This is a genomic window from Actinomyces johnsonii (assembly GCF_006546835.1).
GTDB classification, from domain to species: domain Bacteria; phylum Actinomycetota; class Actinomycetes; order Actinomycetales; family Actinomycetaceae; genus Actinomyces; species Actinomyces johnsonii.
Window position 1 is genome coordinate 257,742 of the sequence record NZ_VICB01000003.1, and the last position, 16,279, is coordinate 274,020.

Genomic DNA, 16,279 nt, shown 5'->3' on the forward strand with positions numbered 1-16,279 from the left:
TGCATACGGTTGGTGATGTCCAGCCCGCCCGCCACCGTCCCTCCACCCGTTGGTACCGCCATCCCGATCACCACCCTGCGCCTGACAGAGAATGACGAAGGAACGATATGCGACTGTTTCCCGCCCGTGCCGCCCGGGCCTGCGCCGTCATCTGCGGACTCGCCCTGACATCCCTCGGCCCCCTCGCCCCGCCCGCCGGCGCCGATGAACCGGCAGCGCCTCCCGCGCCTCCTGCGGCTCCGGCTGCTCCCGCCGCCGACGCCGCTCCTGCCACCACCATCGACCTGCTGGGCATCACCGACCTGCACGGCCACATCTCTCGCACCACCCAGACGGACCGCGACACCGGACAGGTAACCGTCGAGGACCCCGGCGCCGTCACCCTGGCCTGCGAGGTCTCCGCCGCCCGTGCCTCCAACCCGAACACCCTGTTCGTCTCCGCCGGCGACTCCGTGGGCGGATCGGCCTACGTCTCCTCCATCCTCCAGGACCGCCCCACCATCGAGGCGCTCAACGCGATGTCCCTGGACGCCTCCGCCCTGGGCAACCACGAGCTCGACCAGGGGCTGGCCGACCTCGAGGACCGCATCCTGCCCGCCTCGAACTTCCCGATCCTGGCCGCCAATGTCTCCGGCTCGGCGCCCCTTGCCGCCGAGGGCAACGGACGGGGCGCCTTCATCAAGGAGGTCGGCGGCGTGCGCGTCGGCTTCGTCGGCGTCGTCACCGACGAGCTGCCCACCCTCGTGTCGCCCTCGGCCCTGTCCACCCTCACCCTGAGCCCCGCCGTCGCTACCGCCAACGCCCGCGCCGCCGAACTCAAGGACGGAGACCCCGCCAACGGCGAGGCCGACATCGTCGTCGTCCTCAGCCACGAGGACGCCGCCACCACCGCCACCAGCTTCGGCGGCAGCGTCGACGCGGTCTTCTCCGGCCACACCCACGTGCCCTTCGCCCAGACCGTCACCGGAGTCGAGGGCAACCAGATCGCCGTCGTCCAGGCCGACCACTACGGCTGGGCCCTCGGACGCATCCGCCTCAGCTACGACCCCGCCACCAGGAGGACCGCCGTGGTCCGCGCTGACAACGAGGACCTGCGCGGCTCGAACTGCACCACCGACGCCTACGGCATGGCCGGGATCGTCGCCCGGGCGGAGAAAGACTCCGCCACCGAGGGCGGTAAGCCGCTGGCCAGGATCGGATCGGACTTCCTGCGCGGCTCCGACGGCACCGGCCCCGGCGCCAACCGCGGCACCGAGTCCACCGCCTCCGACCTCATCGCCGAGTCCTTCCGCAGCTGGCTCGCCACCGACATCCAGCCGGCCGGCTCCACCAGGTACGTCGGCATCATGAACGCAGGCGGCGTGCGAGCCGACTTTCGCTACGCCGCCTCCGGTACCGAGGGCGACGGCGTCCTGACCTCCGGGGAGGCCTACACCGTCCAGCCCTTCGGCAACGAGATGGCCTACACGACCCTCACCGGCGCCGAGCTGAGGACACTCCTGTCCCAGCAGTGGCAGCCGGGCTCCAGCCGGCCCGTGCTCACTTTGGGGCTGTCCAGCAATGTCGACGTCCTCACCGAGGCGAGTACCCCGGGCGGCTCCGCCGCCCCTGCGATCCGCGAGATCCGGGTTGACGGCGAGCCGCTGGCCGACGAGGACACGGTCGTTGTCGCCTCGAACTCCTTCCTGCTGGCCGGCGGCGACGGCTATACGGTCTTCAAGGACAAGCCGTCGACCAACACCGGCGTCCTCGACCGCGACGTCACCTCCGCCTACCTGGCCTCCTTCGGCGACCAACCCGTCAAGGCCGGCTACTCCAAGCGGCAGGTCGCGATGAGCGCGGCGCCCTCGGCCGCAGGCGCCGGGGCGGTCACGGTGACCATGGACTCCCTGGCCTACACCAACGCCTCCGAGCAGGCCGCCGGCGCCCGCCGCGTGCGTGTGAGCGCCGGGAGCACGGAGATCCTCAGCCGGGACATCGACCTGACCGTCGACCCCACCGGTCCGACCACCGGCAAGGCCGTCTTCGACCTCGCGGTTCCGGCCGACGCCCCCACCCGAACCTGCCGCACGATTCAGGCCGCCACCTGCCGGTGGGTCGCCGTTGAGACCGTCGACTCCGCGGGCGCGCTCCTCAACAGCTTCTCGGTCGAGGTCGCCGTCGGCACAGGCGACGGCGATGACAACGCGCCCGGCCCGCAGGCCGGTGGCGGAGCCGAGCCCTCCGCGGCTGCGCAGCCCCAACCCGTCGGCACGACCGGCACCGGTGCTCCGGCTGTGGCCCGGGTGCCCGATCGGGCATCCGGGCGGGCGAGCGGCCCCCTGGCCCGCACCGGCGCCTCGCTCAACGCGGGATCGCTCGCGCTCTCCCTGCTCGCCGTCGGCGGCTACCTGATCCTGCGCCGGCGACTTCAGGCCTGAGGGCGGACCCTGTTCTCAGAACAACCTATAAAATGTATTGTGAGTCACTCAGGGGTAGACGGGACTGTCTGAACGGACATATGCTTATGTCCGTTCAGACATTATGGGTCTGGTTAATGCCCGAACAGGCATTTCCGGCCAACGACACCGACGTCAGGGGTGAACATGCGCATCGAGGACAGGCACCGCCAGATCGTTGAGCAGGTGCGCGGCGCTGGGCGCGTCCTGGTCGCCGAACTCGCCGAGCACTTCGACGTCACCCCCGAGACGATCCGCCGCGACCTGGCCGCACTGGACCGCAACGGCTCCCTGCGCAAGGTCCACGGCGGCGCCATCCTCGCCCCCGCCCTGCCGGAGACTGGCGTGACCCAGCGCGAACAGGTCAACATCTGCGCCAAACAGGCCATCGCCCGCGCCGCCCTGGAACGGCTGGACCCGGAGCCCGGAACCACCCTCCTGGTCGACGCCGGCACCACCACCGGTGCCGCCGCCCGCCTCCTGCCCGCCGAGGGCGACCTGACCATCATCACCAACTCCGTCCTGACCGCCGCCTCCCTGACCGCCGCCGGACATACCCGGGTGCGGATCCTGGGCGGCCAACTGCGCGGTCTCACCCAGGCCGCCGTCGGCCCCGAGGCCGTCGAGGCCCTCTCCACCCTGCGTGTCGACGTCGCCCTCCTGGGCGCCAACGGCGTCAGCGCCGCCCACGGGCTGTCCACGCCCGACCCCGACGAGGCCACCGTCAAACGCGCCATGGTACGCAGCGCCCGCCAGGTGGTGGCCCTGGTCGACTCCACCAAGATCGGCCAGGAGCACCTGGTCTCCTTCGCCACCCTCGACGACATCGACCTCCTGGTCACCGACGTCGAGCTCCCGCCCGCACTGACCGAACAGCTCGCCACCACCGAAACAGAGGTCCTTGTCGCATGATCCTGACCCTCACGCCCAATCCGTCACTCGACCGCACCGTCTCCCTGGCCGGGCCCCTCCAGCGCGGCGCCGTCCAACGCCTGACCGACGTGGTCATGGAGCCCGGGGGCAAGGGCGTCAACGTCGCCCGCGTCCTGTCCAACTCCGGGCGCGCCGCCACCGCCGTCCTTCCCGCCGCCGAGCACGACCCCATCCTCACCGCCCTGGGAGCACTCGAGCTTCCCGGGCTCACCGTCCACCCGGTGCCGGTGGCCGGCGCCGCCCGCATCAACACCGCGGTCACCGAACCCGACGGCACCACCACCAAGCTCAACGAGCTGGGGGCAGGCCTGAGCGAGGAGGAGATCGCCGCCGTCGAGCACGCCCTCCTGGAGACCCTGGCGACCACGCCGCTTCCGGCCGGCGCATCCCCCCACCACTGGGCGGTCATGTCCGGCTCCCTGCCACCGGGCGTGCCGACCAACTGGTACGCCCGCCTGGTGGGGCTCCTGCGCGAGGCCGCCCCGGGACTGCGCATCGCCGTCGACACCTCCGACGATCCCCTCGCGGCCCTGGCCGCAGAGCTGCCCGACTCGGCTCCCGACCTCATCAAGCCCAACGGCGAGGAGCTCGGCCAGCTCGCCGGCCTGCCGGCCGAGCGCGCCATGGCCCTCGAGGAGGGGGCCGTCGAAGGGAACTACGGCCCCGTCGTCGACGCCGCCCGCCTGCTGGTGGGCCTGGGGATCGGCGCCGTCATGGTGACGCTCGGCCCCGCCGGCGCAGTCCTGGTGACCGCCGACGGAGCCTGGCACGCCACCGCCCCGAAGGTCCCGGTGGTCTCCACCGTCGGGGCCGGGGACTCCTCGGTGGCCGGCTACATCCTGGCCGACGTCAGCGGCGGGGACGAGGCCGAGCGCCTGAGCACCGCCATGGCCTATGGGTCGGCGGCCGCCTCCCTGCCCGGAACCACGCTGCCCACGCCCGCCGACCTGCCCGCGCAGGCGCCCGTCGTCACCCGCCTCGACTGAGCCGGCAGCGGCGGTGCCGATGGGAACGCCCGGGCCGCCGTCCTCAGCCGACTGTTTCCGGCTGTCACCGGCGCTCGCCGACACCGATCGAACCGACCGCCTCCGACCAGCCCGACATGCCCACAACCTCCTACCCGTCCGCCGCACGACAACCACCCGCCGAACCGCCCCTGACCGCCTCAAGCACCCCTGACACGCAACCGCCGCCCACCGGACGGCAGCACCTCGGACACCAAGGAAGACCATGACCGAGAACACCCCACTGATCATCCCCGAGCTGGTCGCGCTCGACGCCGACGCCGGCCCGGGCAAGGAAGACGTCATCGAGTTCCTGGCCGCCACCGTGGCCGGGGCCGGTAGGGCCTCCAGCCCCGACGGCCTGGCCGCCGACGCCAAGAAGCGCGAGTCAACCGCCCCCACCGGGATCCCCGGGGGCATCGCGATTCCGCACTGCCGCAGCTCCCACGTCCTGGCCCCCAGCCTCGGCTTCGCCCGCCTGGCGCAGCCGGTCGACTTCGGGGCCGCCGATGGCCGGGACGCCGACCTCATCTTCATGATCGCGGCCCCCGACGGCGCCGACGACTTCCACCTCCAGCTCCTGGCCAAGCTCGCCCGCGGCCTCATGCAGTCCGACTTCACCGACGCGCTGCGCCAGGCCGCCGACGCCGAGGAGATCGCCCGGATCGTCACCGGACAGGTCCAGCCCGAGCTGCTCGACGACGGGGGAGATGCTGAGGAGAGCCAGGCCGGGGCGGCGGAGTCGGCCGAGGACTCCAAGACCGCGGCGGCGCCCGCGGCGTCGTCGGCCCCCGCGGTGGGCGAGACCGTCATCGTGGGCGTTTCCTCCTGTCCCACCGGTATCGCCCACACCTTCATGGCCGCCGAGGCCCTGGAGCAGGCGGGCAAGGACCGCGGCATCACCGTGGCCATCGAAGGCCAGGGCTCGGGCAAGATCGACGCCCTCGATCCCGACCTCATCGAGCGGGCCACCGCCGTCATCTTCGCCCACGACCTGCCCGTCAAGGGACGCGAGCGCTTCGCCGGAAAGCCCGTCATCGACGTCGGCGTCAAGGCCGCCGTCAACGATGCAGGCTCCCTGGTGGACAAGGCGCTGGCCGCGGCCGACGACCCGAGCGCCGCCCGCGTGCCCGCCGGCAGCGAGTCCAGTGAGGAGAGCGAGGAGGGCTCCGAGCACTGGGCACGGCGCCTCCAGCGCTCCGTCATGACCGGCGTGTCCTACATGATCCCCTTCGTGGCCGCCGGCGGTCTGCTCATCGCCCTGGGCTTCCTTCTGGCCGGGTACGACGTCGCCAACCTCTACGAGAAGATCTCCATCAGCGACTACTCCCTGTGGAACCTTCCCGGCAGCGAGTTCGTCCACGAGATCAAGAACTCGGCGGGTGACGTCGTCGCCACCGAGACGATCTCCGTCTCCCAGTCCGGGCTGCTGCTGTACATCGGGTGGTCACTGTTCCTGCTGGGGAAGGCGGCCATGACCTTCCTCGTCCCGGCGCTGGCCGGCTACATCTCCTTCGGCCTGGCCGGCCGGCCCGGTATCGCGCCCGGATTCGTCATGGGCGTCGTGGCGGTCGAGGTCGGCGCCGGGTTCATCGGCGGCCTGGTCGGCGGTATCCTCGCGGGCTATTTCGCCGCCTGGCTCGCGGGGCTCAATGTGCCGTCCTGGCTGCGAGGGCTCATGCCCGTGGTCATTATCCCGTTGGGCACCACGTTGGTGGTCGGCGCCCTCATGTACATGGTCCTCGGACTGCCCCTGGCCTCCCTCATGACCGCGCTTCAGAACGGACTGACCTCCATGTCCGAGGGCGGCTCGGCCGTGCTGCTCGGCATCATCCTCGGGCTCATGATGTGCTTCGACCTGGGCGGGCCGGTCAACAAGGCCGCCTACCTGTTCGGCACCGCGGGCCTGTCCGCCGCCAGCGCCACCAACACCGCCCCCTACGAGATCATGGCCACCGTCATGGCCACCGGCATGGTGCCGCCGCTGGCGATGTCCGCCGCGACCTTCCTGCGCTCGCGGCTGTTCACCAAGGCCGAGATCGAGAACGGGCGCAGCGCCTGGCTGCTGGGGCTGTCCTTCATCTCCGAGGGCGCCATCCCCTTCGCCGCCGCCGACCCGCTGCGCGTCATCCCGGCCACCATGGCCGGCGGTGCGGTCACCGGCGCGATGACCATGGCCATGCACGTCGGCTCGCGCGCCCCCCACGGCGGTGTGTTCGTCGCCTTCGCCATCACCAACTTCGGCGGTTTCCTCCTGGCGATCCTGGTTGGGACGGCGGTCAGCACCGCGCTGGTCATCCTCCTTAAGGGCCTGGGGCGCAACAAGGACGGTAAGGACGCCGCCGAGGCGCAGCCCGCCGCTGCTGCCGCCTGATCCAGTTCCCGACCGCTGTCACGAGGACGGCCCGCCATCTGGGCGGGCCGTCCTCGTCGTTGTGGAGAAATGCGGCCGGCGCGTGGAGGGGCTGCACCGGCCTGCTCTGGGCAGGAACCGCCAGGGGAGGCCCCGTCGTGCTGTGCTGACCCTGATCGGGGACGTACTTTTCGATCGAGAACTGCGTTCTCCCGCAGAAGGCGACGGTCAGACCTCAGTCGTTTGCGGGAGAAGTACGTCCTGGGTGGAAAACGCAGTTCCCGATGTGCGAGGCCGGCCGCCCTGCATCGCGTCGTCGGGGCCGGCAGGGCTGGCAGGGCCAGTCAGGGCAAGTCAGAGCTGGCTAGGGCAGGTCAGGGCCAGCCAGGGCCAGCACGTTCCTGGTCCGGCTCCCAAAGGTGGTTGTCGGCTCCTGATGGGTTCTCTCGCTCGGCCCCGGCGTTGGTCGCAGATAGGCTTCGCGTCATGGTTGCTAGACGACGTATCGATCCCGCGGCGGGCTCCCAGGCCCTGCGCCAGTGGGCCCAGGAGCAGGACACGTCCGGGGGCGGATCGGCCGACGGGACTGAAGGGGCAACCGGCGCTGCCAGTGCCAGCGACTCCGTGAGCCCCGCCGAGCGCGCCGCCCGGCGCCGGATGACCGCCACCGCCGTGCGCTACACCCTCGAGGAGCTCGCCGCCTGCGCCCCGGGGCGCTCGGTCGAGGTGCGGGTCCCGCCCTTCGGCGTCACGCAGGCCGTCGCGGGCACCGTCCACCGCCGGGGAACCCCGCCCAGTGTCGTCGAGACCGACGCCCCCACCTGGCTGGCCCTGGCCACCGGCCGGTTGACCTGGCAGGACGCCCTGGCTGGCGGCGCCCTGCAGGCCTCCGGCGAGCGTTGCGACTTATCCGCCTACCTGCCCGTGATCCGGATCCCTGGCTGAACACCAACAATTTCTTCAAAAACGACGCGTATACGCGTCATCTGTGAAGAAAATGTCGGTGAGTAGGGGTGGCGCCGGTAGGTTCGCCTCATGAGTCGTACGCGCCTGAGCACCTATACCGCCCCGCCCGCCGAGGTCGCCCGCGCCCTGGACGCGCTCCGCGCGCAGTACGAGGCCCCCACCGCCTTCCCACCCGAGGCCCTCGCAGAGGCCGAGGCCGCCGCCACCGCCTGGGCGCAGGACGGACCCGCCCGGCTCCTGGCCGACGGCGCCCGCGATGCCCGCGCCCTCGATCTGGTCACCATCGACCCGCCCGGCTCCATGGACCTCGACCAGGCGGTACTCCTGGAGCGCCTGCCCGCGCAGACCGACCACGCCAGCGCGCCGACCAGGGACGCGCCCGGGCCTGCGGCCGCCTACCGCGTCCACTACGCGATCGCCTCACTGGCCACCTTCGTCACCCCCGGCGGCGCCCTGGACGTCGAGCTGCGCCGCCGCGGCGAGACCATCTACGCCCCCGACGCCGCCACACCCCTGCACCCCGAGGTCCTCTCCCACGGCGCCGCCTCCCTCCTGGAGGACGTGGACCGCCCGGCCTGTCTGTGGACCATCGACCTCGATGCTCGAGGCGAGGTCCTCTCCGCCCGCGTGGAGAGGGCCATCGTGCGCTCGCGGGCGCGGCTCACCTACGACCAGGTCCAGGCCGCCATCGACGAGGTGGGCTCCCTGCCGCCGTCAGCCCCCGCCGACCTGCCCGGGCTCCTGGCCGAGATCGGCCGCCTGCGCCTGGAGCGGGAGGCCGCCCGCGGCGGCATCAGCATGACCACGCCCGAGCAGGTCATCGAGGTAGCGGGGACGGCCGGAACCCGGGAGGCGGCGGGCACGGCCGGCCCCGATGGCCCCGACACCTCCGACGGCTCCTCGGCCCCGGCCGGCTACCGGCTCGCCTACCGCGTGCCCGTGCCCGCAGAGCAGTACAACGCCCAGATCTCCTTGCTCACCGGCATGTGCGCCGCCCGGATCATGGTCGAGTGCGGCGTCGGCATCCTGCGCACCCTGCCGCCGGCACGCCCCGAGGACTACGCCCGCCTGCGGCGCGTCGCCGCGGCGCTGGGCATCGACTGGCCGGCCGCCCGGCCCTACCCCGAGCTTGTGCGCGGCCTGGACCACGCCGTGCCCGCCCATGCGGCCTTCATGGATCAGGCCATGTCCCTCTTCCGCGGGTCGGGCTACCTCGCCTTCGGCGCGGGCGGCGTCGGCATCCCGGCCGACGACGAGGCCTCCGACGCCGAGGAAGCCGTCCATTCCGCGATCGCCGCGCGCTACGCCCATGTCACCGCCCCGCTGCGCCGCCTCGTGGACCGCTACGGCGAGGAGATCTGCATCGCCGCCTGCGCCGGCAGGTCCGTGCCCGAGTGGGTGCTCCAGGCCCTGCCCGATCTGCCCGGCATCATGGAGCAGACCGGCAAGCGCGCCCGGGCGATCGGCCGCGGCGCCCTGACCGCCCTGGAGGCCCTGGTGCTGCGCGGCCACGAGGGTGAGGTCTTCGACGGCGTCATCACCTCCGAGCGCGAGGGGCGCGGCGAGCTCGTCCTGGCCGAGCCCGCCGTCGTCACCGAGATCCGCGGGGGGAGCGGAAAGTCCGATGGTCGCCTCCCGGTGGGCGAGCGCGTGCGGGTCCGCCTGCTGACCGCCGACCCCGCCACCGGCATCCGCTTCCAGCTCCTGCCCGCGAGCTGATCCCCGGTGGGACTGGGAGTGGGGACGTGGTAACGAATGGGCCCGCCCTGGCGCTCGCCGATGGGCAGACGGGGCCGGGCCGTGAAAGACTGTGCGTGTGTGCACCGGTGAGAACCCCATGCAGACCACTCGTGACCGTCCCGACGACGCCGGCCTCGCCCCGCGGGCGGGGTTCCCCGAGCCCCTCGGCCGGCTGGACCAGGCCGGCCTGACGGCGCCCGTGGACGCTCCCGCCCTGACGGCGTTGCCCGACGACCACTCCGACGAGCTCGAGCCGTCTCCGCGCGAGGAATGCGGCGTCTTCGGCGTGTGGGCCCCCGGCGAGGAGGTCTCCCGCCTGACCTACTTCGGCCTGTACGCCCTCCAACACCGCGGCCAGGAGTCCGCCGGCATCGCCACCTCCAACGGCTCCCAGATCCTCGTCTACAAGGATCTGGGCCTGGTCTCCCAGGTCTTCGATGACCGGGCCCTGTCCAACCTGACCGGCCACATGGCCGTGGGCCACGTCCGCTACGCCACCCAGGGGGCCACCACCTGGGAGAATGCCCAGCCGATGCTCGGCCCGGCGGCCGGCTCCACCCTCGCCCTGGTCCACAACGGCAACCTCACCAACACCCGCGAGCTCATGGACGCCGTGCACTCCACCTCCGGGGAGGACCTCAGCGGCGAGCTGGGTCGCGGCTCCTCCACGGACACCGCGGTCCTGGCCGCCCTGCTCAACCTCGTCTCCGAGCGCGGCGCCCTGGAGGGCTGGGACTCGGCCGCCGACGTCCTCACCTCCGGCATCACCGACGAGGCTGAGCTCGACGCCGCCTACTGCGCGCAGGCCCCGCTGAGCGTGCCCCAGGCCGCCCGCCGGGTCCTGCCCATGCTGCGAGGCGCCTTCTCTCTGGTCTTCATGGACGAGGGCACCCTCTACGCCGCCCGTGACCCGCACGGGGTGCGCCCCCTGGTGCTCGGGCGTCTGGGCAACGGTTGGGCCGTGGCCTCCGAGACCGCCGCCCTCGACATCATCGGCGCCGCCTTCGTGCGCGAGGTCGAGCCCGGCGAGCTCATCGAGATCGACGAGGACGGCGTGCGCTCCTCGCGCTTCGCTGCCGCCCGCCGGGCCGGCTGCGTCTTCGAATACGTTTACCTGGCCCGCCCCGACACCCGCATCGCCGGGCGCAGCGTCATCGCCTCGCGCAACGAGATGGGCGCCGCCCTGGCCCGCGAGCACCCGGTGGAGGCCGACCTCGTCATCGCCACGCCCGAGTCGGGCACCCCGGCCGCCATCGGCTACGCCCAGGCCTCCGGCATCCCCTACGGGCAGGGCCTGGTGAAGAACGCCTACGTGGGGCGCACTTTCATCCAGCCCACCCAGACCCTGCGCCAGCTCGGCATCCGCCTCAAGCTCAACCCCCTGCGCGAGGTCATCGAGGGCAAGCGCCTCATCGTCGTCGACGACTCCATCGTGCGCGGCAACACCCAGCGGGCCCTGGTGCGGATGCTGCGCGAGGCCGGCGCCGCCGAAGTCCATGTGCGCATCTCCTCCCCGCCGGTCATGTGGCCGTGCTTCTACGGCATCGACTTCGCCACCCGTGCCGAGCTCATCGCCACCGGCATGAGCGTGGAGGAGATCGGCGAGTCCATTGGGGCCGACTCCCTGGGCTTCCTGTCCGTGGAGGGCATGGTGTCCGCCAGCGGCCAGAAGGTCGACGATCTGTGCATGGCCTGCTTCACCGGCGACTACCCGATCCCGCCGCCCGTGCGCAGTCTGAAGTCCGCCGCCATCCCCGTGCGCCGTGTCCCGACCGCCTACCGCAGCCGGCGCCGCAGCGAGCAGGCCGACGGCGCCGAGCGCACCGTGCCGCTGGGCAGCATCACCCGACCCGACCTGGCCTCCGGCAGCCCCCTGGGCTCGACGACGTCCTAGCCCGGCCCCGTATCCGACCTGCCCGACCGGTCCACGTCGGACTCCACCGTCTGTATCCGTCTGTATCCGTCCGCATCTGCCCGCACCGCCTCCGAGACCCGAACCCCAAGGAGCCGCCATATGAGTCAGCAGCCCGAGCAGTCCGCCCCGGGAATCACCTACGCCGCCGCCGGCGTCGACACTGCCGCCGGGGACCGGGCCGTCGCCCTCATGAAGGACGCGGTGGGCGCCACCATGACCCCGACTGTCGTCGGCGGCGTCGGGGGCTTCGCCGGACTCGTGGACGTCTCCGCGCTGCGCGACTACCGCCGCCCCCTGCTGGCCACCTCCACCGACGGCGTGGGCACCAAGGTTGCCATCGCCCAGGCCCTCGACATTCACGACACGATCGGCCAGGACCTGGTGGGCATGGTGGTCGACGACATCATCGTGGTGGGGGCCCGGCCCCTGCTCATGACCGACTACATCGCTTGCGGGCACGTCGTCCCCGAGCGGATCGCGGACATCGTGCGCGGCGTCGCCCAGGCCTGCGCCGCCGTCGGAACCCCGCTGCTGGGCGGGGAGACCGCCGAGCACCCCGGCCTCATGGCGCCCGACGAGTACGACATCGCCGGGGCCGCCACCGGCGTCGTCGAGGCCGACCGCGCGCTCGGCGCGGAGAAGGTGCGCGCCGGTGACGTCCTGATCGCCCTGGGCGCTTCCGGCCTGCACTCTAACGGTTACTCCCTGGTGCGCCGCGTCATCGAGCACGCCGGCTGGGGCCTGGAGCGAGAGGTCCCCGAGTTCGGCCGCACGCTGGGCCAGGAGCTGCTCGAGCCCACGCGCCTGTACACCCGCGTGTGCCTGGCCATGCTGGAGACCCTGTCCTCGCCGGCCGCCCCGGGGCCGGTCCACGCCCTGTCCCACATCACCGGTGGGGGACTGGCCGCCAACGTCGCCCGGGTCCTGCCGGCCGGACTCATCGCCGACGTCGACCGGGCCTCCTGGACGGTGCCGCCGGTCTTCTCCACCGTGCGCGAGCTCGGCTCGGTGCCGTGGGAGGACCTTGAGGGCACCCTCAACCTCGGCGTGGGAATGGTCGCCGTGGTCGATCCCAGCGCAGTCGACGCCGTCCTGCGCGTCGCTGAGGGCTCCGACATCCCCGCCTGGGTGCTCGGTGAGGTGCACGAGGCTGCGAAGTACGAGGCCCAGGATCGGGTCGTCTCTGGCACCAAGGGCGTCGACGGCGGCGCCGTCGACATCCACGGCGACTACCGGACCGCCTGAGAGCCCGCCGCGACTGAGAGCTGCTACAGGCGGTCGCGAGCAGCTGCGAGCAGTAAGGCCCCGCCGGATGCGGAATGCGTCCGACGGGGCCTCGCGCCACGTGTCACGCTTGGCGACTATTCAATCCCACCTGGGCCGCCCCTGGAGCACTGCACCAGGACAGCACGGGCCCGACCTGGGTCGATGCGACACAGGTGGATCGGATGAGGAGTGAAGAGTCGCCGAGAGTGACACGGATGGCTGCCCGGCAGCCTCGACTCACGCGCTGACAGGCGCGCGGAAGGGCCGGTAGGTGCGTTCCTCCGGCCCTCCTCGACTGGGGGTGGGGTTATTTCCCGTCCTCGTCCCAGTCATCGTCGTCGACGGCATACTTGGCGGCCAGTTCCTCGTAATCGATCTCGTCATCAGGCTCAGAGCCCGAGGATGCTGAGACGAGCTCCCGCTCCAGAGCCTTGTAATCGGTCTCCGGGCTGAAGTACTTGAGCTTACGGGCAACTTTGGTTGCCTTGGCCTTCTGACGGCCGCGCCCCATAGGCTCGACCCCCTCCAACGTGTCACGGCGCGCACGTGGGCGCGCTCTTCCTGGTCAAATATGTCGTGGGCCAACCGTACAACGTCAATGCGCGAGAACACCATTCGGACACCGGATGCGAGCTGTGGTGACGCACATCCCACATATAGGACATGAGGTCCAAGAAGGCCTCAGGGAGCGCTCAGCCCATCTCCGGCGAACGGCCAGCAATCCTGTGGATATCGCCCACCAGTGGCCCGAAACTCCCTCAGAGAGGCCGGTGCCGCTGCTCTGGAGGACCCTGTGCGGCAGGGTTAAGGAGGAGCCGGGTGGCCGGGCGTCGGCCGTCCGCTTCGCCGGGGGCGTACGTGGCGGGCCTGATGTATGCGCAGGCGCGCCCAGGTCGCACAGCGCGCGCGGACGCACCTGAGGGGTGAGGGGGCTGAGAGGTTTGAGGGGGCTGAGGGGCCGGGCTCTGCTCCCGGAGGCTCTGCTCCCGGAGGCTCAGTCCTCGAGCCTCATGGTGCCTCTTCGGGGCCGGGGCTGTGCGGTCCGGCGTTCCGGCGGTGCAGAGCGGTCGGCTATGCGCGTCGAGGACTGCGTTTTCCGTCCAGAACGTACTTCTCCCGCAAACGACTGGGGTCCGCCCCCAGTCGTTTGCGGGAGAACGCAGTTCTCGCGGGACAAGTACGTTCCCGAACGAGGACGGTGCGGTGCGAGGGCCTGGGCCTACGGCGCGAGGGAGGTGATGAGGGGACTGGCCTCGCCGGTCCAGGAGATGGCGAGCTGGTCCCTGGCGCGGGTTGCGGCCACGTACAGCAGCGAGCGCTCCCGCAGGAGGGCATCGGCGCCGTCGGCCTCGGAGTACTGCTGGTCGCGCAGCGAGCGGGGGATTGCGTTGCGTGAGACGTCGAACAGCAGGACCTTGCGGAACTCCAGCCCCTTGGCCCGGTGCATCGTCATGACCACCGGTCGGCCCCGACCGACCGCCTCACGATCCACGGCGCGCACCTCCACATGGCGCTGCGCCAGGCCGTTGACGACGGCGTCGCGCTGGTAGCGGTCGCGTACGAGGACGGCGATGCTCTCCGGGGCGTTCAGGCCGCTGTCCCGGTCCTGTTCCAGCCACAGGGTCAGCAGTTCGGCGGCCTTGCCGAGCTCGTCGGCGCGGTCGACGGCGTGAAGGAGTAGGGGGTCGGGCCCCGAGCGCGGCGAGACGTACCGGTGCTCCTCGGCCTGCCCCTCCATGTCCTCGTAGGCGCCCTGGTCGAGAATCCCGAAAGCGGCATCGAGGTTCTGGCGCGTGGTCCGGTAGTTGCGCGTCAGCCGCCTCGACCGCCCTCGCACCTGGATCCCGTAGTGGCTCAGCGTGATCTTCTTGCCGTAGATCCGCTGGTGGGAGTCCTCGGCCAGGAACAGGTCATCCGGGCCAGGTTCCACCAGCGCCCGCAGCAGCTGCAGGTGAGCGGGCGACAGATCCTGGGCCTCGTCCACGAGCACGTGGCGGAAGGGCCGGAGTACGCCCCGCGCCGCCTCCCGATCGAGCCAGGCGGCCGCCAGGGCGAGCTGCTCGGAGAAGGAGGTCACGCCCAGGTCGGCAGTGCGGTCCCGGTACCCCTCGATCGCTCTCCACACGGCGGCGCGCTTGCGCCGGTCGAGGGCGACGCCCCGCCCCGGCCGCCGGATGCGCAGGTACTGTTGGAGGGTGGCGACACGCTGAGGCAGCACGACCATCTCGTATTCGGACTCCAGGAAGTCGGCGGACCGCAGCCCCTCCGGCAGCCCCCCGCCCACAAGGGAGAGGACTTCCTGCCACACATTGGCCCGGGGGTAGGTGAGCACCTGTTTGCGGGGCTGGCCGATGACCTCTTGGGCGATCGGGGCGATCTCAGTCCCGGCCCGCTGGAGGATCATGCGCGCTACCCGGTCCAGGCCGCTGACCATGACCCCGGACTCGCCAAGCCTCTCGGTGAAGGACAGCCGAGGCTCGAGCTGGGCGACCTGTCGGCGCAGATCGTCGGCAAGGTTGCGCGTGTAAGTGGTCAGCAGGATTTGCGGCTCTCGCCCGTCAGCTGCATCCCGCTTGGCGAGCTCGACGGCGCGGTGGACGGCGATAACGGTCTTCCCGGTTCCCGCGCCGCCGGAGATCCGCATGGGGCCGTTTGCGCGCCGTTCCACCAGGGCCCGCTGCTGGGGGTGCAGGAAGAGCTGCCACTCGGCGAAGGTGAGCCCCTCGATGGCGCGGCGCAGGTCCTCGTCGTTCTCCAGCCAGGTGAAGCTGGAGCGCGCCGCGCGGGTGCGCAGTCCGGCGATGATGTCGGCGTCGGTGGGATCGGTGACGACGTCGCGCGAATGCCGCAACTCGAAGTCTTCGCGGATGCTCTCGATCGTCGATCCCGTCGCCAGCGCGAGGAGGGCTTCGCCCTGCCAGGCGACCGGGGCGGTGGAGACCAGGTCGAGGAACTGCGACTCGTGGGTGGCCGCAAGCGCCGCGGCACCCAACCGGATATCGATGCCGAGCTCATCGTGCAGGTCCTCCGCGCTGAGCCCTTCGGGCCAGACGGGGGCAGGGTCGCGTCCGCTGAGGACGACGGCGCCCGGGACCGAGACGGCGCCGCCCTCGCGATGGCGGTCCTCCACCGGCGCCCCGGCGGCCGCGGTGCCGGTGCCAGGGGCCCCCGCCGCCTTGTTGCGACGGCGGGCCTCGGCGTTGGCGGCCGCACGGCGGACGGCCTCGCGGGCGATCTCATCCGTCTCGCGCTGGGCAGCGGCGAGTGCGGCTTGGGCTTCGCGCCGGGCCCTCTCGACGGTCTCGGGATCTAGGTCCATGAGGTCCTTGAAGCTGGTGACCTCGGTGATCCCGTTGCGGGGGTTGATGCCGACGGTGACGGACTCTGCGATCCTGATGGCCTCGTCGTGCGGCCAGACGCCGTGGACGACGTAGACGACCTCGTCGCCGGCGTTGAGCTCGAAGAGGACGGCGCGGTAGAAGTCGGTGACGCGCGCGGTGCGCACGCGCCGGTCCTTGGCTCGGTGAATATGCTCCAGGTGCAGGCCGGAGCTTCCCGACATGGTGGCGAGCTTGTTGATGAACGGGCCGATCTTCGCCCTGAGGGAGGGGTCCTTGGTGGTGGCGTCCTTGGGCCTGCTACTGGGCCACAGGATTGCGGGCAT

The 16,279-nt window shown here is 71.6% G+C and carries 10 protein-coding genes; 8 read left to right on the plus strand and 2 right to left on the minus strand.

Annotation, left to right across the window (positions count from 1 at the left end; genetic code table 11):
- Positions 1 to 107: 107 nt before the first annotated feature.
- From FK256_RS01785 to purM, 8 genes are all read left to right on the plus strand, one after another.
- The gene (locus FK256_RS01785; protein ID WP_141423468.1) at positions 108 to 2,420 is read left to right on the plus strand and encodes a bifunctional metallophosphatase/5'-nucleotidase; all 2,313 of its coding nucleotides are present in this window, start codon (positions 108 to 110) and stop codon (positions 2,418 to 2,420) included.
- Between the two features lie 165 nt (positions 2,421 to 2,585).
- The gene (locus tag FK256_RS01790; RefSeq protein WP_141423469.1) at positions 2,586 to 3,350 is read left to right on the plus strand and encodes a DeoR/GlpR family DNA-binding transcription regulator; all 765 of its coding nucleotides are present in this window, start codon (positions 2,586 to 2,588) and stop codon (positions 3,348 to 3,350) included.
- Entirely contained in the window at positions 3,347 to 4,357 is a 1,011-nt protein-coding gene (locus FK256_RS01795; RefSeq protein WP_141423470.1) for a 1-phosphofructokinase family hexose kinase, read from the plus strand. The genes FK256_RS01790 and FK256_RS01795 overlap by 4 nt, the downstream gene beginning before the upstream one ends.
- A gap of 244 nt (positions 4,358 to 4,601) precedes the next feature.
- Entirely contained in the window at positions 4,602 to 6,749 is a 2,148-nt protein-coding gene (locus FK256_RS01800; protein ID WP_141423471.1) for a PTS fructose transporter subunit IIABC, read from the plus strand.
- 465 nt (positions 6,750 to 7,214) lie between these two features.
- Positions 7,215 to 7,673: a sterol carrier family protein gene (locus FK256_RS01805; protein ID WP_141423472.1), complete on the plus strand. Its 459-nt coding sequence runs from the start codon at positions 7,215 to 7,217 to the stop codon at positions 7,671 to 7,673.
- A 90-nt stretch (positions 7,674 to 7,763) separates the two neighbouring features.
- Positions 7,764 to 9,413 (plus strand): RNB domain-containing ribonuclease, encoded by a 1,650-nt coding sequence (locus FK256_RS01810; protein WP_141423473.1) that lies wholly within the window; start codon positions 7,764 to 7,766, stop codon positions 9,411 to 9,413.
- A gap of 118 nt (positions 9,414 to 9,531) precedes the next feature.
- The gene (gene purF, locus FK256_RS01815; protein ID WP_141423474.1) at positions 9,532 to 11,328 is read left to right on the plus strand and encodes an amidophosphoribosyltransferase; all 1,797 of its coding nucleotides are present in this window, start codon (positions 9,532 to 9,534) and stop codon (positions 11,326 to 11,328) included.
- A gap of 120 nt (positions 11,329 to 11,448) precedes the next feature.
- Positions 11,449 to 12,594: a phosphoribosylformylglycinamidine cyclo-ligase gene (purM, locus tag FK256_RS01820; protein WP_141423475.1), complete on the plus strand. Its 1,146-nt coding sequence runs from the start codon at positions 11,449 to 11,451 to the stop codon at positions 12,592 to 12,594.
- Between the two features lie 328 nt (positions 12,595 to 12,922).
- Here purM and FK256_RS01825 read toward each other — a convergent pair whose 3' ends face one another.
- Complete coding sequence (locus FK256_RS01825) at positions 12,923 to 13,126, minus strand: DUF3073 domain-containing protein (RefSeq protein ID WP_009234752.1); 204 nt, start codon at positions 13,124 to 13,126, stop codon at positions 12,923 to 12,925.
- A gap of 708 nt (positions 13,127 to 13,834) precedes the next feature.
- Positions 13,835 to 16,279, minus strand: a complete 2,445-nt coding sequence (locus FK256_RS01835; protein WP_141423477.1) for a UvrD-helicase domain-containing protein — start codon at positions 16,277 to 16,279, stop codon at positions 13,835 to 13,837.